The sequence below is a fragment of the Anaerococcus sp. NML200574 genome, assembly GCF_026131665.1.
GTDB classification, from domain to species: domain Bacteria; phylum Bacillota; class Clostridia; order Tissierellales; family Peptoniphilaceae; genus Anaerococcus; species Anaerococcus kampingae.
Genome location: NZ_JAMXSM010000014.1, coordinates 24,187 through 41,824, shown reverse-complemented (window position 1 = coordinate 41,824; position 17,638 = coordinate 24,187). Strand labels below are relative to the sequence as shown.

Below are 17,638 nucleotides of genomic sequence, written 5' to 3'. Positions count from 1 at the left end.
TATCAATAGCACTAAACTTAAATAAACTGGCAACCAAAATAGAAAATAAGAACTTAGAAATCATAAAATACAAAGCTGCTTAAGAAAAAAATATTAATTTCATAAGCTTTATTAAGTGAGCCTATTTCTAAGGAAAATGTGGAAAAATTTATTCCCACCTTAAAAATCTCTATATAATTAAATTACTTAATACAAATATCCGAGAAAAAAAGTGATGAGCAGAATAGATTTAACTATTCTGCAACATCACCTTTAAAATAAAGACATTATAAGCCCAATAAGGACAGGCATGGCTATAGCTGGTAGGGCATTAGCTATCCTAAAGTCGACAATATCAAGCATGGATAGGCCTATGGCAATGATTGTAAGGCCGCCAACACCTGAAATATTTGCAAGGACAAATTCTGTAAAAAGTGGTGAAAGAAGGCTAGCAAGAAGACAAATAGCTCCTTCATAGATAAAGACTGCAAGGCTTGCAAAAGCTATGCCACTGCCAAGGCTTGCCGCAAGAAAAAGTGCTGATAGCCCGTCAAGGACAGCCTTTGTTAGAAGAATTGAATAATCACCCTTAACTCCTGCATCAATTGCCCCAAGAATTCCCATAGAGCCAACACAAAAAAGCAAAATTCCTGAAATAAAGCCAGTGGAAAAGTCGCTTTCAGAATTTTTTATAAACTTATTTTTAAGAAAGTCCGCAAACTTATCAAGGCCTCCCTCAAGATCTAGGTATTCACCTACAAGGACACCGCCCACTATAGAGATGATCATAATCATAATATCACCCTTAAGGGCAGAATCGATACCTAATACAAGAATGGCAATCGGTAAAAATTTCATAATGGCTTCTTGGTACTTGTGGGCAAGTCTATTTGAAAGACTGGTCCCAAGCATTCCACAGGTAAAAACTGCCAGGGTATTTACTATTACAGCGAACATCTAATCATCTCCTTTTATACAATATTTCCACTATTATACACAAAAAATTCATAAAAGAAAAGCCCCAGACAAAAATAGTTGGGGGCTTTTATAGCTTAAAGTTATTTCAAAGTGGCTTTGAATTATCAAAAAATTCTGGGTTTTCTGCCTTGATTTCCATAAATTTCTTGCCTAGGATTTGGTCTAAAATCTTAAAGGACCTGTGGACTCTTGGCAAGTTTTCAAGGTTTAGCAAGAGTTTATCAGCTAGGTCTGCCTCAAGCAAGAAGTCAGTTATGATAACATCATACTCTGACTGTCTAAGCCAATTTATATCAAGTCTTGGCTTGGTATAAATATCTACGCTTAAGATAGTAGATGCTGTAGAATTTATAAAATCCTGTATAAGTCTTGAATGATACCTATCGTAATTTGATATAATAATAGCCTTAATTTGTTTGATGCTATCAATCATATGACCCAAAAGTCCTGGCCAGGTTGAATAAATCGCATACACCATTGCTTCTGTCGAATATCTTTCCCTAAGCTTAGGATACTTATTCAAAAGCCCATCCATCATGGCGTAGATATCCTTGTAGAAATCTATGTTAATAAACCTGATATAATCAAGCAAGTGCTGGCTTTTTACTACAAAAAAATCCGCCTGCTCTACGTTAAATAGCCTTACATAAAAGTAAGAGAAAATTTCCTTGTAGGCATTTTCAAGATTTTTCTTATCAATCCCGTACTTATCACAGAGCTTTATAGATTTATCATAAAGATAGTCATAATAATCCTTATAGATTGGAACAAGTTCAAAAACCTCATCAAGGCTCTTAAAATATGGGGTGTATTCATGGTTTATAAAAAATGCCAAAATTTGATATAAAACCATGGTCAAATCGCCATTTTCATCAGGTAAAAGCCTTCTAGTAGCCCTGGCAACTTCGATATTTGACAGACATTTTTTGACAAAGCTAAGCATATCTTGGTCAATCTCGCCAAGCTTGAATTTAAAGCCTCGCCTATATCTGATAAGAGAGATGGCAAGGGCTGTCTTGATATAAGAATATTGGCCGAAAATAATCTCCATGTATATGGACTTACCGATGCTTTCGGCAATAGTTGTGACATCTTTCTCATCGACAAGGCCTTCAAAAGGCCAGTCAAGTGGACTTATTTGAGTGCTTATGAAAAGATTTAGATAAAACTTCTCTATATCATACTCATCGCCCACAAAATCGAGGTCTGCATAGGAAAACTCTATATTATAAATCTCCTTGATAGCCTCGTTAAGGTAGCCAATATTTCTAAAAATAGAAGAATCGCTGGTATTAAGCCTAGTGGCTAAGTCCTTTTTATTTTTTATCTCATCCAAAAAAGTAATGGTCAAAATTTGGCTTATCAGAGAGTTTTTGATAAAAATTTTCTTGATAGTTTTTAAGCCTATATCAAGGATAAAATCAGCCTTGACAAGGTTTGAAGTCATTTCAAATTTGGCATAATTTTTAAATAATTTCTCAAGAGAACATATATAATTGTGAATAGTTTTTTTGCTAAGGTCTAAATCATCTACAAGCTCATCAATCCTAACCCAGGTTCCATCCTTATAAAATAAGGCCTCAAGGAGCTTGTACATGTTTTCATCTTGCTTTAAAAAGATCAAAGTAATCACCTCTTTTTAGGTATATCTAACATTATACCCGTATTTCAATAATATATTTAGAGGAGAGGTAAATAAAAATAAATTTGACAAGTAAAGTTGTCAGATATATAATAATGACAAGAATAGTTGTCAATTATTTGGAAAGGAGGGGCGATGGACCTAGTAAATAATTTGGCGGATTTTAGAAAAAAAGCAGGCTATAACCAAGCAGAGCTTGGAGGGCTTGTCGGAGTCAGCCGCCAGACCATAAGCCTAATAGAAAGAGGAGATTATAACCCATCAGTGACCGTGGCTCTAACAATTGCCCAGGTCCTAGGTGTGGATATCAATGAGATTTTTAGACTGGAGGAAAGTGATGAAAAAGAATAAAAAAAGCTTCTTAGCTAGCATATTTGCTATGGCTGGATTTGGATTGATTGTAGGTTTTGGAGCAGGTTTTATTTTTAGAAAATTAAATGTAGGTGGTCTTGTAAATGGTCTTAATAGCTTTCTAAGCGACCATATCTTAGCTTTGATTATTGGACTTTGTAGTATATTTGCGGGCTTTGGTTTTTATTTCTACTTGAAAGGGAAAAAAGAAGTTGAAAAGGGCTTAAGGCAAGATGATTTTATTGAAACAAAGTATATAGACTATGCCAATGCAATGAGAGATGCAGGCTTATTTACCCTCATATCCCTTGTTATAATTATCTATAACAAGATGAAAACAAGCCCAGACTTTGTAAAAAATACCTTGCTTGTATTAGGGATTTTGCTAGTTTTTACAGCTATAAATTCCATCTTGTCTTTCCTTAATTATAAACTTGTCAAAAAAATTGAGCCAGAAAGAAAGACTGAGGTCTTTGATTTCTTTTTTGAAAGCAAGTTCATGGCTGAATCTGACGAGAGAGATAAGGTCAAATACTACAAAAAGGGCTACCTAGCCTATAAGAGGATGCTTATGAGTCAATTTGTGATAATAATAATCCTATTTTCCTCAGCCCTCTATGAAAATATAAGCCCAATAATAGCCCTAATTGTCCTAATACCAAGCTTGATTGGTGTATTAACTAATGGTTTTGCAGGAGAGAAAAATGATTGAAATAAAAAACTTAACTAAAAATTTTGGGGACCTTAAGGCTCTTGATGACGTGTCCTTTGAAGTCAAAAGAGGCGAACTTTTCGGAGTCATCGGCCAAAATGGGGCGGGAAAATCTACACTTTTTCGTTCCATGATGAATTTCTATGACCACTTTGCTGGAGAAATTCTTTATGAAGGTGAGCCAATGGCAGACGTGCCCCTAGAAAAAATTGGCTTTCTTCCAGAAGAGCGTTCGCTCTCACCAAAGAAAACCATCAGGGAAGAGGTGAAGTTTTTTGCTAGGCTTAACCAAATGAGAAATCTTGATGAAAAGACCTTAAAAAGCTACTTTGATCGTTTTGAAATCAAGGGAAGTCTGGATGATAAAATAAAGTCCCTCTCAAAGGGCAACCAGCAAAAGGTTCAGCTTCTTGCAAGCCTAATCTATAAGCCAGAATTTTTAATCTTAGACGAACCATTCTCAGGCCTTGACCCTTACAATGCCAATCTTTTGATGGAGATAATCAAGGAAATCAACGAAGAAGGTACAACCATAATTTTTTCATCCCACAACATGGAAAATGTCGAACACCTTTGCGATAGGCTAATCATGCTAAAAAATGGAAAAATTGTCCTAAATGGATCACCAGATGAGATTAGAAATTCCTATGAAAAAGACCTGGTGAAAGTAAGGGCTGATGCAGATTTATCAGAGCTTTTCCCAGCTTATGACTTAAAAAGAGAAGGAAATTTCTGGATTATCAGATTAGAAAATGAAGAAAACGGCAGGGAAATTTTTGAGAAACTTGTAGGAAAACTCGGCTACCTTGAGATGTTTAGCCAAGAGCCACCAAGCCTAAATGAAATTTTTGCCAGAAAGGTGGAAGAAAATGAATAGAAAGTTAATAGTTGCCCTTGATTCCTTCAAAAAACAAATCAAATCGCCTGCCTTTTGGGCCATGGTTTTTATACCAATCCTTGTAATGCTAGTGCCTATGGGTCTTAATTATTTCCTTACAAAATCAGACAAGGCAGATTCAACTACTAAGTATTACCTAGTAGCAGATGAAACTATAAAGCCTTACCTAAAGTCTATGGAAAATGAATATAAATTAGTTTCAAAAGATGAAGCAGAAAAGACTTTAAAGGCAGAAAAAATTGAGTCTTACGGGGAGATTTCTGAAGAAAATGGCCAGATAAAACTTATTATTGAGACTAAAACCATGGATAGCAAGGCACTTTCAAAATTGCCTCTTCTTGCAAATGAGCTTCAAAATGCCATTAATATCAAAAATGCTGGTTTAAATGAAGAGCAAATCGGGATTTTTTCGACCAAGGCAGATATAAAAATCAATCAAATTGATAAGGGCAAGAGCCTTATGATCTATGCCTCCTACTTCATCCTTTTGATGTTCATGTATTTTATGCTAATCATGTATTCAAATGTCCTAGTCGTTGATATAGCTACAGAAAAAGGATCAAAGATGATTGAGTTTATCTTCTCATCAGTATCTGCCAAGGACTATTTTGCTGGCAAAATATTGGGTAACTTCCTAGCCATAATCGTCCATTCAATTTTATATATAATTTTTGGAGCAATTTCCTATTTTATAATCAAATCCAAGGGCCTTTTAGACTTTATAAAAATTGATATTAGCCTGGATAAGACAAGCCTTATGATAATAGGGGAGATTTTCATCTTTATTATCCTCTCGCTCTTGGCCTACATGATAATAGCTGCCATGCTGGGCTCTCTTGCCAGCAAGCAAGAAGATGCTTCAAAGGTTGCAAGTCCGCTTATGATTACAATTGTAGGGACCTTTATGGTGGCCATGATTTTTATGAATAGACCTGTAAATTTATTTGTAAAAATCGCATCATTTATCCCGTATATTTCCGTATTTTTCATGCCTTTAAGGTTGATTAAGGGAAGTGCTGGAATAATTGAAGGCGGTCTTTCTCTAATAATTTTGGCCCTAAGCCTATATATTACTTATATCCAAGCTTCAAAAGTCTATAAGAAACATATACTAAATTATTCCAATGATTCGATTTTTACTAGGAAAAGAAAACACAGATAATAAAGGGGGCCGCAGGCTCCTTTTTTCTTGGGGATTTTGAAAAGGATTTTGAAAAGTGCTTTTCTCTTTAGTTAGCTTGTCCTTATGTTGATTTTTTGCCCCATTTACTAGATAATAATTATAAGGAAGATAATATTTTAAAGTGGGTTTGGGATTGATTTTTAGATGCTCTTTCTCATTTTAAATTTTGTACAAGGAGGTATTTATGCTTGGAAACGACCTAGTCATAGCTTTTGCCTTTATATTGGCAGTTATTTCTATGATTTGTGTGCTTTTTACCCAAAAGAAATTGCTCTTTGCTGGTATTGCTTTAGGTTTATTTGCCTATTTTTATATAGCAGCATCCTTTTACAATATAGCTGACAATGTGACTTTAATAACCTTTATAGCTGGAATAAGCCTTTTAAGCTTGGAGCTTTTTATTCCAAGCTTTGGCCTCATTGGAGTGGCAGGCCTTGCCCTTACTATTTATTCGGTGATGGATTCTTTTATAGATCCTAGGATGGGCCTATTTGTAGTCCTTACTACAGGCCTTGCAATCCTTGCTACTGTCGCTATCTTTGTAAAACTTGGTTTTAAGGCAGAACTTTTTGAAAAGTCAATCCTAGAAACAAAACCCAAATCTATATACACTGGCAAGAAGGTTGAACTTTCACATCTTGTTGGAAGTGTGGGTATAACTAAGACAATCCTTAGGCCAGCAGGCAGGATTGAGATAGATGGAGAACTTTATGATGCCATGGCCAGGGCAGAATTTATCGAAAAGGGAAAAATGGTGTCAGTTGTTGATATCAAAGATGGCCACATAAGAGTAAAGGAGATATAATGGAATATTTAATTTTAGGACTAATATTTGTATTAGTTATAGTATTTTTTACTATGGTACCAGTTGGACTTTGGATAACTGCAAGGTTTTCAGGCCTTAAGATATCTATGGCAAGCCTTGTGGCTATGAGATTTAGGAGACTTTCTCCATCAAAGATTGTAGCTGCGATGATCAAATCTTACCAGGCAGGTATTCCAATTTCAACAAATGACCTAGAAAGCCACTACCTAGCTGGTGGTAATATCAACCAAGTAGTTGATGCCCTAATTGCAGCAGAAAGAGCCAATATAGATCTTTCTTTTGAGCAAGCAGCAGCAATTGACCTAGCAGGTCGTAATGTTTTTGAGGCAGTCCAAGTGTCAGTTACACCTAAGGTTATCAATACACCAGTTATAGCAGCAGTTGCTAAAAATGGTATAGAGGTAAAGGTAATTGCCAAGGTTACTGTAAGAGCTAATATCGAAAGGCTTGTCGGTGGTGCTGGTGAAGAGACAATCATTGCCAGAGTTGGTGAAGGTATTGTAACAACAGTAGGTTCATCAGATTCCCACGCAGCTGTTCTAGAAAATCCGGACAATATTTCTCAAACCGTTCTAAACAAGGGCCTTGACTCAGGTACAGCCTTTGAAATCCTATCAATTGATATAGCAGATGTGGATGTAGGACGAAATGTTGGTGCAGAGCTACAAAGAGACCAGGCAGAGGCTGATAAAAACATTGCCCAAGCCAAGGCTGAAGAGCGTCGTGCTCAAGCTATTGCCCTAGAGCAAGAAAATAGGGCCAAGGTAGTAGAGGCTGAAAGTGAAATTCCACTTGCTATAGCCCAAGCCTTCAAAGAAGGTAATCTCGGAGTGATGGATTATTACAACCTCCAAAATGTTAAAGCAGATACAAAAATGCGTCAGTCAATTTCAGATTCCAGCGAGGATTTAGATGTCTAAGCGAAATTCATTTTTGAATTTTCTTGACCAATTGGCAGCAGAAATCGAGGCCGAAAGCCAAAAGACTAAAAATAAGACTCTTGCAGAAAAGGGACTGGATTCCTTCGTAGACTTCCTAAATGATTTGGGAAATCCGGCAGATCTAACTAGCCAAAAACCAAATATCGAAGCCCAAAGAAAGCTTAAGGCAAATCTTGCCACCAAACATGCGGCAGAGCTTAAGAAAAAATCTGCCCCAAAAGAAGAAGGAGATTCTAAGGCTCGTGCAAGGTTAAAAGAAGCTGAAAGAAAAGAAGTGACTGACAAAAAAATAGACGATATAAAAAGATCTAAAAAGAGAAAAAGGCTTAGGGATGCTGTCATCATGGCAGAAATCCTAGCAAAGCCAGTTTCCAAAAGAAGATAAGGATGTGTTAATATAAAAGAATATATAGGAATTGAAGTACCAGAGAGACTGATGAGTCTCTTTGGTAATTTTGATAGTAACAGAAAATATATAGAAGACAGGTTCTCTGTGAAGTTAAAGCTTAGGGATAATGATCTAGAAATTTCAGGAGATGAGGCCAATGTGAGCCTTGCTTCAAAGTTAATTGTCCAGCTTTTAGAAGAGATTAAAAGAAGCGGGGACCTTGATTTTCAAAAGCTAAAATATGATGCAGATATGCTGGAAAGGGAAAATAAGGATGTGGTAAAGGGCCTTCTAAATGAAGTCATAGTCACAACATCAGCCGGCAAGCCTATCAAGCCAAAGACTCTGGGCCAAAAGGCCTATGTGGCAAAAATTTTAGAAAATGACATAGTCTTTGGTATTGGACCGGCCGGTACAGGTAAGACCTACCTAGCAGTGGCCATGGCTGTGAGAGCCTTTAAAAACAACGAGATAAATAGGATAATCCTCACCCGTCCGGCAGTAGAAGCAGGAGAAAGCCTAGGCTTCTTGCCAGGTGACCTCCAAGATAAGGTAGACCCTTATCTAAGGCCTCTTTACGATGCTCTTTTTGAAATCCTAGGTTTTGATTCCTACCAAACCCTTGTCGAAAAGGGAATTATAGAGATAGCTCCCCTTGCCTACATGAGGGGTAGGACCCTTGATAATTCCTTTGTTATCCTAGATGAGGCCCAAAATACAACCTACGAGCAGATGAAGATGTTTCTAACCCGTCTTGGTTATGGGTCAAAGGCCATAATCACTGGTGATAGGACCCAGATAGACCTGGGCAAGGGTAGAAAGTCAGGCCTAATTTCAGCAAGCCACATCTTAAGAGATGTTAAAGGCATTGAATTTATGAACTTCACTTCAATTGACGTGGTCCGTCATCCTCTTGTACAAAGGATAATTGATGCCTACGAAAAGGAAGATGAGCGTAGGGAAGAAAAAAGAAGGCAAAACGATGAATCTTCTAATAAGCAACAATAGCAAAGAGGACCTAGACCTTGACCAAATCGAGGCTATGGCCTATAAAACCATTGAAGAAGTCCTAAGGGTGGAAGATTTTACAAGTGATGTTGAAGTCTCACTTACCCTTGTAGATAAGGATGAGATCCATACCCTAAATAGGGACTATAGGGGAGTTGATAGGCCTACAGATGTCCTATCCTTTCCCATGGATGATGAAATTTTCCCTGGAGAAGAGGATGTAGATCTTATCCTTGGAGATATAGTAATTTGCCTTGATATAGCAAAGGCCCAGGCAGAAGAATATGGCCACAGCCTAGACCGTGAGCTTTCTTATCTCATCTGCCATTCGACCCTCCATCTTCTAGGCTATGACCATATGGAAGATGATGAAAAGGCCATCATGCGTGGCAAGGAAAAAGAGATTATGAAAAATCTAGGAGTCTTTAAATAGATATAATGGATAATAATTACGACAAACTCAAAGAAAATTTAAAAAAGGAAATCTTAGAAGAGCTAAGGGAAGATGAGCCAGAAGTAGCAGGCGAGGATTATGAGCCTTTAAAACTAAGCCACGGGCAAAAGTTTTTAAAGGGCTTTGACTATGCCTACGAGGGCCTAGTCTATGCTATTAACCACGAAAAGAACATGAAATTTCACTTCCTAGCCAGCATCCTGGTCTTGGTGGCATCCTTATTTTTCAGTCTATCAAGGATTGAGATGATGTTTTTAGTTTTTGCTGTAGTATTTGTAATTGCCCTAGAGCTAATGAATACAGCTCTTGAAAATGCAGTAGACCTAGCAAGTGGGGGCAAGTATTCTAAGCTTGCCAAGGCGGCCAAGGATGTATCTGCTGCGGCTACCTTTGTTGCAGCAATCAATGCAATTTTTGTTGCCTATCTGATATTTTTTGATAAGTTTTTAACTTTCTACGATTCAGTAATCCTAAGGATTGCTAGACGTCCTTCCCACCTTGCCCTAATTACCATTTCATTAGTAATTATTTTGACGGTATTTTTGAAGGGAGTCTTCTATGAAGGCCACGGAACAGCCATGAAGGGCGGTTTTGTTTCAGGCCACACATCAGTAGCCTTTGCCCTTGCAACCATGGGAGTTTTTCTAATCGATGAGCCCCTTGTAAGGTTGATCCTGGGCGGCATGGCCCTAATAGTTGCAGAAAGCCGCTATGAGGCAGACATCCATTCTACAAAAGAGATAATAAGAGGAGCCATCCTTGGTATATCCATGGCCATGGCTATATTTGGGATATTTTCATGACAGATATAAAAGATTTAATAAAAAGAACCATAGCTCTCAAAGAAAAGGCCTACACCCCCTATTCACACTTTAGGGTGGCAGCGACAGTCAAGATGAAATCTGGCAAGATCTATGAGGGCATAAATATAGAAAATGCAGCTTATTCGCCAACCCTTTGTGCAGAAAGGTCAGCCCTAGCAGGGGCCATCAGTGCTGGCGAGAGGGAAATTGATACTATAATTATAAATGGCGATAGCGAATATACATATCCTTGCGGGGTATGCAGGCAATTTATAAGAGAATTTGCTGATAAGGACACAAAGATAATAATTGCAAAGGATGAGAACTCATACAAGACCTACACCATAGATGAGCTCTTGCCATATAGCTTCAGCAAGGAGGATTTAGAATGAAATCAGGCTTTGTATCGGTGGTAGGCAGGGCCAATGTGGGCAAGTCTACCCTCATGGAAAAGATTTTGAGGGAGAAAATCTCAATCATTTCCAACAAGCCCCAAACCACCAGAGATAAGATAAATATAATATACAACGACGATGAGTCTCAGATAATTTTTATAGACACTCCAGGCATCCAAAAGCCAAGAAATATCCTCCAGGAAAGGCTACTTAGCTTTTCTAAGGAAAGTCTAAACGAGTCAGACCTGGTGACCTTTGTCGTAGATGATTCAAAAGAAATTGGCAGTCTTGATAGGATGATAATTGATGAGCTTAAAAATGTGAGAGTTCCAATAATTTTACTTATAAATAAGACTGACTTACTTACAGAAGATGAGCTTTTTGACCTAGAAGACCTCTACGATGAGGAAGAGATTTTCGATGCAATATTAGGGATCTCAGCCCTTGATGATAAAAATATCGACAAGTATATCTCTCTAGTCAAAAGCTACCTAAGGGAAGGCCCAGCCTACTACGACAGGGAAATGATTACGGACAAGACCGAAAGATTTGTAGTAGGCGAGATAATCAGGGAAAAGGCCCTAAGGCTTCTATCAGAAGAAGTCCCACACGGGGTAGCTGTAAGGATTGATGATTTCAAAGAAAGAGAAGATAAGGATCTAATTGACATCAGGGCTTCAATCATAATTGAGAAAAATTCCCACAAGCAGATAGTAATTGGCAAAAATGGCCAAATGATTAAACAAATCGGCATGGATGCAAGAAAAGAAATCGAAAGCTTTTTGGCAAGCAAGGTCAATCTCCAGCTTTGGGTCAAGGTTGAAAAGGACTGGAGAAAGAAAGAAAAGTTGGTAGACCGCTTTGGCTACAAGTGATTTAAAGGATATAGAAGGCATCGTCCTAAGGGAGTTTAAATACAAGGAGGCCTCTAAAATTATCGAACTCTTCACCAAGGACTTGGGCAGGATTTCAATCAATTGCCAATCAGTCCTTAAGAAAAACTCCAAAAACCTAGGTCTTACCAATCGCTTCATCCTAGCCCACTACGACCTTTACAAGAGCAAAAAAGATTTTTACGGCCTAAGGGAGGGCGTAATTGTAGAAGCCTTCCCCAAGTCAAGCAAAAATTTTGACATAATCTTATACAAATCAGCCATAGCCGACCTGCTTTTAAGGACAATCGACGCTATCCAGATAGAAACAGTTTACAAACTTCTATTAAATAGCTTTATGGCCTTTGAAGAGGCTGATACTAATTTTATAAATATATTCTTGGCCTTTTACCTCAAATACACATCCTTTTCAGGTTTTAAGCCCAACTTTAAAACTTGCGGGATTTGCGGTAAAGATATAAGAGGCCACGGCCTTTATTTTTCACCGAGAGAGTCCTCGCTTATATGTGAGACTTGCAAAAACAAGGCAAAAGACAGCGTATATTTGACTCTTGAAGAATACAAATACTTTAATAAACTCCTTTACACAGAGTCAAAAGAATTAAAAAATATAAAATTAGTGGAAAATTACGAAAAAATCGGCAAAATAATAATAGACTACACTCTTAAGAACCTAGATTTAGGATATTTTCCATCCGTCAAATGGGTCCTTAAGACACTCGAAAGGAATATAAATGTACTTTGAAGATTTAATTTTAAAACTAGAGGAGTATTGGAAAGAGCAAGGCTGCTCAGTAATGATTCCATACGATATAGAAAAGGGTGCAGGTACCATGAACCCTCACACCTTTCTTAGAGCTCTAGGACCAGAACCATGGAAGGTATGCTATGTAGAGCCTTCTAGAAGACCTGCAGATGGTAGGTATGGCCAAAACCCAAACAGACTTTACCAACACCACCAAATGCAAATATTACTTAAACCAACCCCAGCCAATATTCAAGATTTATACCTAAATTGCCTAGAAGCAATTGGAATAGATCCAAAGGCCCACGACATAAGATTTGTAGAAGATAACTGGGAATCTCCAACCCTCGGTGCTTGGGGCCTAGGTTGGGAAGTGTGGCTAGATGGGATGGAAATCACCCAATTTACCTATTTCCAACAAGTAGGCGGAATCAACTGCACCCTAGAAAGTGGGGAGATCACTATAGGACTTGAAAGAATCTGCATGTACCTTCAAGATGTGGACAATGTCTATGACATCAAATGGTCAGAAAACTTGACCTATGGAGACATCTTCAAGACACCAGAATATGAAAACTCCAAATATTCATTCGAAGATGCAGATAACGAAACCCTAGAGACTTTATTTAATATCTACGAAAAAGAAGCAGGAAGACTCATAGAAGCAGGCCTTGTATATCCAGCCTATGACAATGTATTAAAATCAAGTCACACCTTCAACACACTTGATGCCAAGGGTGCTCTATCTGTTTCAGAAAGAAATCACTATATCAAAAGAGTAAGGGATATTTCAAGCCTAGTAGCAGAAAAATATATAGAAAAAAGAGAAGAACAAGGCTTCCCACTCTTAAGAAAGGAAAAAGATGCATAATTACCTATTAGAAATTGGTGTAGAAGAAATACCTTCAGCTTACGTCAAAAACACCAAGACCCAGCTAAGGGATAAATTTACAAGGCTTTTAGAAGAAAATAAATTCTCCTACGAGGCCATTGAAATAGAATCCACACCAAGAAGATTTATGATCAAACTCGTAAATGTAGAAGAAAGCCAAAAAGAAGAAATTAAATCTGTAAGAGGACCAAGTGTAAAGATAGCCTATGATGAAAATGGCGTTGCAAGCAAGGCTCTAGAAGGATTCTTAAGAGGACAAGGGGCAAGCCTTGATGATGTGATTATAAGAGAAGTAAAGGGCGAAGACTATATCTTTGTAGAAAAGAAAGAAGAAGGCAAAAGCCTAGAAGAAGTTCTAAAAGAAGAAGTATTTGAACTAGTCAAATCCATATCCTTCCCTAGATCAATGAGATGGGGCGGCAAGTCCATCAGATGGGCAAGACCAATCAGATGGTTTGTTTCTCTATTAGATGATAAAGTTTTATCTTTCGATGCAGATGGCATAGAAGTAGGAAACATCACCAAAGGTCACAGGTCCCTAGGATCTGACCACATAGAAATAGAATCAATCGATACTTACGAAAAACAACTAAAGGATAATTTCGTAATTCTAAGGGGTAAGGACAGACAAGACATTATCCAAAGAGGCCTTAATTCCCTAGCGGGCCAAGTAGGCGGCACCTACATGAAAGATGAAGACCTCCTAGATGAGGTGGTAAATATTGTCGAATATCCAACAGTCCTTGTAGGTGATATAGACCAAACCTACCTAAGCCTACCAAAAGAAGTAATTACTACACCAATGAAGGATCACCAAAGATATTTCCCAATCTTAGATGACAAAAACAAGCTCCTTCCATACTTTCTCCTAGTAAGAAATGGTGATGACTACAAGAGTGAAAATGTAATAGAAGGAAATAAAAAGGTCCTAGTAGCAAGGCTAGAAGATGCAAAATTCTTTTACGATATAGACGCATCAAAGCCACTAGAATCTTATTTGCCAGAGCTAGATAAGTTAGTATTTTTCGAAGGTCTTGGCACCATGGCCCAAAAAACTCAAAGACTAGTAGATTTAGCAGAAAGATACCAAAAAGAACTAGGCCTAGGCAATGACATCATAGAAGATGCCAAAAGAGCAGCCAAGCTTTCAAAGGCAGACCTAGTCACAAAAATGGTAGTAGAATTTACCGAGCTTCAAGGAACCATGGGCGCAATCTATGCCCAAAACTCTGGCGAAAACCAAAGGGTAGCAGAAGCAATCAAAGAGCAATATCTGCCAAAGGGAGCAAGCTCAGACCTACCAAAATCAGTAATAGGTATCCTCCTATCAATAGCAGATAAGATGGATTCTATTGTAGGCCTTTACGCCATAGAAAAATATGTCACAGGATCAAAAGATCCATTCGGCCTAAGAAGGGCAGCCCTTGGAATCATAAATATAATCCTAGAAAATGGTATAGACGTAGACCTAAGAAAGCTAATCTCAGAAGCCCTCCTTGTCTACACAGAGGTAAATGCCCTAGCCTTTGACTATGACACAACTCTAGATAAAACCCTCGCCTTCATCAAAGACAGGTTAAAAAACAAACTTTTAGATGATGGTTATAGGTATGATATAGTAAATGCTGTAGTAGATACAAATAATACCAACATCCTAAGAATGAGTGAAAAGGTAAAGGCAGTTACAGCCTTCATAGATGAAAATGAAGACGGCCTATCCTACCTAATCAGGATAAATAACCTAGCCAAAGACACAGGAGCTGACCTAGTAAAGGCAGACTTACTACAAACAGACCTAGAAAGAAGTTTCTATGAAACTATATCAAATATCGATGAGATAGCCCTAGTAAATGCTGCTGACTACAAAAAAGAGCTAGAAAATATTCAAGCCACAGCCCTAGTAGGCAATGAATACCTAGACAAGACCATGATAAATGATGAAAACGAAGAAATCAAAAACAACAGATTAGCTATGCTAAATCAAGTACAAAAGAGGATAGCTAGGATATTTGATATATCACAAATAGTAAGATAGGAGGATTTGATGGACGATGTTTTAACGATTGTGATAATAAGTGACTCCACCGGAGAAACAGCAATAAACTACATGAAATCAGTAACAAGTCAATTCCCAGACCTAAAAACAAGCATGAGAAGATTCTCAGACATAGTAGATACAGATGAAATAGACGAGATTCTAGCCGACCTTCCATCCTATTCCATCATAGTCCAAACCCTAGCCAACAAAGAATTAACCCAGTATCTTAGAGCAAGGGCCAAAGACCTAGACATAACAGTCTTAGACATCCTATCATATGGAATCGATAAGTTTGAACAATTTACCGGCCATAAGGCAATTAGACAAAGAGGCCTCACCAGGACCCTATCAAGAAACTACTTCGAAATGATAGAAGCCATAGAATTTGCCATCCAATACGACGATGGCAAAGACTTCAGAGGCTTTCTAAAATCAGACATAGTCCTAGTAGGAGTATCACGCACATCTAAGACACCTACAACCATGATCCTAGCCACAAAAAATTTCAAAGTCTCAAACCTACCACTAGTGCCAGAGGCCAAACTTCCACAAGAGCTCTTTGAAGTCGACCCAAGAAGGATAATAGGCCTAATCATAAATCCAGACAAGCTCTCAGACATCAGAGAAACAAGGAGCAAGTCCCTAGGCATAGTTGGTGAAAGCAAATACTTTGACAAGGGAAGAATCGAAAGAGAGCTAGAATACGCCAAAGAAATATTTTCTGACCTAGACTGCAAAGTCATAGATGTAACAGAAAACACAGTCGAACAAACAGCCACAGAAATTGTCCAATATTACTACGAGAACTTCCCAGAAGAAAAGGAAGTACGAAACTTAAATTAAAGGGGAAATAATGAAGAAAGAAAAAATCCTAGTCTTAAACTTCGGCGGCCAATACGACCAGCTCATAGTAAGAAGAGTAAGAGAAATGGGAGTCTATGCAGAACTTCATGAGTGCGATACCAATCTCAGCGAAATCAACTTAGACAACCTAGCTGGTATCATCCTAACAGGCGGCCCACAATCAGTAAACGATAGCGAAAGCCCAAAAGCCGACAGCAAAATCTTTGACCTAGGCGTGCCAGTATTAGGCATCTGCTACGGCCACCAATACATAAATTATGTAAACGGCGGCACAATTGAAACACCAAACTTAGCCGAATATGGAAAAACCGACCTAAAAGTAGATAAGGAAAGCTGCCTATTCAAAGATATTCCAGAAGAATCCATAATCTGGATGAACCACAAAGATAGGGTAAAAGACCTAGCAGAAGGCTTTAAATCAATCGCATCCACAGCCAACACAGACGTGGCAGCCATGGAAAACACAGACAGAAGCCTTTACTCAGTCCAATTCCACCCAGAAGTAGTCCACTCAGAATACGGCCAAAAAATCCTAGAAAACTTCGTCCTAGGAATATGTAAGGCCGAAAAAACCTGGAAAATGAAAGACTTCGCCAAAGAAATCATAGCAGAAATCAAAGAAAAATACCAAGGCGAGAAAATGATCTGCGGTCTATCAGGCGGAGTAGACAGCTCAGTAGCAGCAACCATAGTCTCAAAAGCCATAGGAGATAATCTCCAATGTATCTTCGTAGACCACGGTCTACTAAGAAAAGACGAAGCAAAATCAGTCATGGAAACCTACAAAGGCCTAGGCTTAAATGTAAAAATGGTAGACAAATCCAAAGAATTCCTAGACCTATTAAAAGGCGAATCTGACCCAGAAACAAAAAGAAAAATTATAGGCAACCACTTCGTAGAAGTATTCGAAGAAGAAGCCAAAAAAATCGGCGGAGCTAACTACCTAGTCCAAGGTACAATCTACCCAGACGTAATAGAATCCGGCAAAGACAAAGCAAGTGTCATAAAAAGCCACCACAACGTAGGCGGCCTACCAGAAGACATGGACTTCAAAGGCCTAGTAGAACCTCTAAGACTCCTCTTCAAAGACGAAGTAAGAGCCCTAGGCGAAGAAATAGGCGTCCCACACGACATGGTCTGGAGACAACCATTCCCAGGACCAGGCCTTGCCATAAGAGTAATAGGAGACATCACAGAAGACAAACTAAGAATAGTAAGAGAAACCGACGCCATCCTAAGAGAAGAAGTCAAAAACTTCGGCCTAAACGAAAAAATCTGGCAATACTTCACCGTATGGACCCCAATCAAAACAGTAGGAGTAAAAGGAGATGCCAGAAGCTACGACAACGTCATAGCAGTAAGAGCAGTCACAAGTACAGACGCAATGACAGTAGAAGCAGCAAACCTCCCATACGAACTAATGCAAAAATTATCAAATAGAATGATAAACGAAGTAGAAGGAGTAGGCAGAATAGTCTACGACATAACCAGCAAACCACCAGGAACAATCGAATGGGAGTAGTAGCAAAAAAACAAAAAAACTGTAAAATCAATGGTTACAGAAGATCGAAAACTGTAACTGGGATCAAAATGGGAACATTTGTTAAAAAGAATAAATTGAATAATAGTTCCAAGTGGTTTACATTTG

The 17,638-nt window shown here is 38.2% G+C and carries 19 protein-coding genes; 17 read left to right on the top strand and 2 right to left on the bottom strand.

Translation table 11 applies throughout. The features are described 5' to 3' along the window. Positions 1-252: 252 nt before the first annotated feature. Together NH286_RS07005 and NH286_RS07000 are read right to left on the bottom strand one after the other, a co-directional pair. Positions 253-936, bottom strand: a complete 684-nt coding sequence (locus NH286_RS07005; RefSeq protein ID WP_265214674.1) for a DUF554 domain-containing protein — start codon at positions 934-936, stop codon at positions 253-255. A gap of 106 nt (positions 937-1,042) precedes the next feature. Beyond that, positions 1,043-2,581: a helix-turn-helix domain-containing protein gene (locus NH286_RS07000; protein WP_265237831.1), complete on the bottom strand. Its 1,539-nt coding sequence runs from the start codon at positions 2,579-2,581 to the stop codon at positions 1,043-1,045. 153 nt (positions 2,582-2,734) lie between these two features. On the opposite strand from NH286_RS07000, the gene NH286_RS06995 reads away from it, so the two are divergent. The 17 genes from NH286_RS06995 to guaA all read left to right on the top strand — a co-directional run bounded on the left by NH286_RS06995 (position 2,735) and on the right by guaA (position 17,512). Further along, on the top strand, positions 2,735-2,950 hold the full coding sequence (locus NH286_RS06995) for a helix-turn-helix transcriptional regulator (RefSeq protein WP_265237829.1): 216 nt from the start codon (positions 2,735-2,737) through the stop codon (positions 2,948-2,950). Beyond that, positions 2,937-3,662, top strand: a complete 726-nt coding sequence (locus NH286_RS06990) for a DUF3169 family protein (RefSeq protein ID WP_265237827.1) — start codon at positions 2,937-2,939, stop codon at positions 3,660-3,662. The genes NH286_RS06995 and NH286_RS06990 overlap by 14 nt, the downstream gene beginning before the upstream one ends. After that, positions 3,655-4,539, top strand: a complete 885-nt coding sequence (locus NH286_RS06985; protein ID WP_106461500.1) for an ABC transporter ATP-binding protein — start codon at positions 3,655-3,657, stop codon at positions 4,537-4,539. The genes NH286_RS06990 and NH286_RS06985 overlap by 8 nt, the downstream gene beginning before the upstream one ends. Beyond that, entirely contained in the window at positions 4,532-5,722 is a 1,191-nt protein-coding gene (locus NH286_RS06980; RefSeq protein WP_265237824.1) for an ABC transporter permease, read from the top strand. The genes NH286_RS06985 and NH286_RS06980 overlap by 8 nt, the downstream gene beginning before the upstream one ends. Before the next feature lie 205 nt (positions 5,723-5,927). Beyond that, positions 5,928-6,548, top strand: a complete 621-nt coding sequence (locus NH286_RS06975) for an NfeD family protein (RefSeq protein ID WP_106461502.1) — start codon at positions 5,928-5,930, stop codon at positions 6,546-6,548. Beyond that, positions 6,548-7,489, top strand: coding sequence for a flotillin-like protein FloA (gene floA, locus NH286_RS06970; RefSeq protein WP_106461503.1), 942 nt, complete (start codon positions 6,548-6,550; stop codon positions 7,487-7,489). Before NH286_RS06975 ends, floA begins: the two co-directional genes overlap by 1 nt. Then, positions 7,482-7,895 carry a hypothetical protein gene (locus tag NH286_RS06965; protein WP_265215009.1) on the top strand — a complete coding sequence of 138 codons (414 nt, stop codon included), beginning with the start codon at positions 7,482-7,484 and terminating at the stop codon, positions 7,893-7,895. Before floA ends, NH286_RS06965 begins: the two co-directional genes overlap by 8 nt. 51 nt (positions 7,896-7,946) lie before the next feature. Beyond that, positions 7,947-8,906 (top strand): PhoH family protein, encoded by a 960-nt coding sequence (locus tag NH286_RS06960; RefSeq protein ID WP_265215011.1) that lies wholly within the window; start codon positions 7,947-7,949, stop codon positions 8,904-8,906. Continuing rightward, the gene (ybeY, locus tag NH286_RS06955) at positions 8,881-9,339 is read left to right on the top strand and encodes an rRNA maturation RNase YbeY (RefSeq protein ID WP_265237822.1); all 459 of its coding nucleotides are present in this window, start codon (positions 8,881-8,883) and stop codon (positions 9,337-9,339) included. The genes NH286_RS06960 and ybeY overlap by 26 nt, the downstream gene beginning before the upstream one ends. A 5-nt stretch (positions 9,340-9,344) precedes the next feature. Further along, complete coding sequence (locus tag NH286_RS06950) at positions 9,345-10,163, top strand: diacylglycerol kinase (protein ID WP_265237820.1); 819 nt, start codon at positions 9,345-9,347, stop codon at positions 10,161-10,163. Next, complete coding sequence (gene cdd, locus NH286_RS06945) at positions 10,160-10,555, top strand: cytidine deaminase (protein WP_265237818.1); 396 nt, start codon at positions 10,160-10,162, stop codon at positions 10,553-10,555. The genes NH286_RS06950 and cdd overlap by 4 nt, the downstream gene beginning before the upstream one ends. Beyond that, a complete protein-coding gene (era, locus tag NH286_RS06940; protein ID WP_265237817.1) occupies positions 10,552-11,433 on the top strand; it encodes a GTPase Era in 882 nt (293 codons plus the stop codon). The genes cdd and era overlap by 4 nt, the downstream gene beginning before the upstream one ends. Then, a complete protein-coding gene (gene recO / locus NH286_RS06935) occupies positions 11,420-12,196 on the top strand; it encodes a DNA repair protein RecO (RefSeq protein ID WP_265237816.1) in 777 nt (258 codons plus the stop codon). The genes era and recO overlap by 14 nt, the downstream gene beginning before the upstream one ends. After that, the gene (gene glyQ / locus NH286_RS06930) at positions 12,186-13,067 is read left to right on the top strand and encodes a glycine--tRNA ligase subunit alpha (RefSeq protein WP_265237814.1); all 882 of its coding nucleotides are present in this window, start codon (positions 12,186-12,188) and stop codon (positions 13,065-13,067) included. Before recO ends, glyQ begins: the two co-directional genes overlap by 11 nt. Next, on the top strand, positions 13,060-15,123 hold the full coding sequence (gene glyS, locus NH286_RS06925; protein ID WP_265237812.1) for a glycine--tRNA ligase subunit beta: 2,064 nt from the start codon (positions 13,060-13,062) through the stop codon (positions 15,121-15,123). Before glyQ ends, glyS begins: the two co-directional genes overlap by 8 nt. Positions 15,124-15,132: 9 nt before the next feature. Continuing rightward, positions 15,133-15,969, top strand: coding sequence for a pyruvate, water dikinase regulatory protein (locus tag NH286_RS06920; protein WP_265215024.1), 837 nt, complete (start codon positions 15,133-15,135; stop codon positions 15,967-15,969). A gap of 10 nt (positions 15,970-15,979) precedes the next feature. Then, complete coding sequence (gene guaA, locus NH286_RS06915) at positions 15,980-17,512, top strand: glutamine-hydrolyzing GMP synthase (RefSeq protein WP_265237810.1); 1,533 nt, start codon at positions 15,980-15,982, stop codon at positions 17,510-17,512. The last annotated feature ends 126 nt before the right edge of the window (positions 17,513-17,638 follow it).

Excerpts from the sequence above, each read along its gene's own strand:
- NH286_RS06975 (WP_106461502.1), top strand. The coding sequence starts at position 5,928 with ATGCTTGGAAACGACCTAGTCATAGCTTTTGCCTTTATATTGGCAGTT.
- NH286_RS06995 (WP_265237829.1), top strand. The coding sequence starts at position 2,735 with ATGGACCTAGTAAATAATTTGGCGGATTTTAGAAAAAAAGCAGGCTAT.
- cdd (WP_265237818.1), top strand. The coding sequence starts at position 10,160 with ATGACAGATATAAAAGATTTAATAAAAAGAACCATAGCTCTCAAAGAA.
- glyS (WP_265237812.1), top strand. The coding sequence starts at position 13,060 with ATGCATAATTACCTATTAGAAATTGGTGTAGAAGAAATACCTTCAGCT.
- ybeY (WP_265237822.1), top strand. The coding sequence starts at position 8,881 with ATGAATCTTCTAATAAGCAACAATAGCAAAGAGGACCTAGACCTTGAC.
- guaA (WP_265237810.1), top strand. The coding sequence starts at position 15,980 with ATGAAGAAAGAAAAAATCCTAGTCTTAAACTTCGGCGGCCAATACGAC.
- NH286_RS06985 (WP_106461500.1), top strand. The coding sequence starts at position 3,655 with ATGATTGAAATAAAAAACTTAACTAAAAATTTTGGGGACCTTAAGGCT.
- NH286_RS06980 (WP_265237824.1), top strand. The coding sequence starts at position 4,532 with ATGAATAGAAAGTTAATAGTTGCCCTTGATTCCTTCAAAAAACAAATC.
- era (WP_265237817.1), top strand. The coding sequence starts at position 10,552 with ATGAAATCAGGCTTTGTATCGGTGGTAGGCAGGGCCAATGTGGGCAAG.
- NH286_RS06950 (WP_265237820.1), top strand. The coding sequence starts at position 9,345 with ATGGATAATAATTACGACAAACTCAAAGAAAATTTAAAAAAGGAAATC.
- NH286_RS06990 (WP_265237827.1), top strand. The coding sequence starts at position 2,937 with ATGAAAAAGAATAAAAAAAGCTTCTTAGCTAGCATATTTGCTATGGCT.
- floA (WP_106461503.1), top strand. The coding sequence starts at position 6,548 with ATGGAATATTTAATTTTAGGACTAATATTTGTATTAGTTATAGTATTT.
- NH286_RS06920 (WP_265215024.1), top strand. The coding sequence starts at position 15,133 with ATGGACGATGTTTTAACGATTGTGATAATAAGTGACTCCACCGGAGAA.
- glyQ (WP_265237814.1), top strand. The coding sequence starts at position 12,186 with ATGTACTTTGAAGATTTAATTTTAAAACTAGAGGAGTATTGGAAAGAG.
- NH286_RS06965 (WP_265215009.1), top strand. The coding sequence starts at position 7,482 with ATGTCTAAGCGAAATTCATTTTTGAATTTTCTTGACCAATTGGCAGCA.
- NH286_RS06960 (WP_265215011.1), top strand. The coding sequence starts at position 7,947 with ATGAGTCTCTTTGGTAATTTTGATAGTAACAGAAAATATATAGAAGAC.
- NH286_RS07005 (WP_265214674.1), bottom strand. The coding sequence starts at position 936 with ATGTTCGCTGTAATAGTAAATACCCTGGCAGTTTTTACCTGTGGAATG.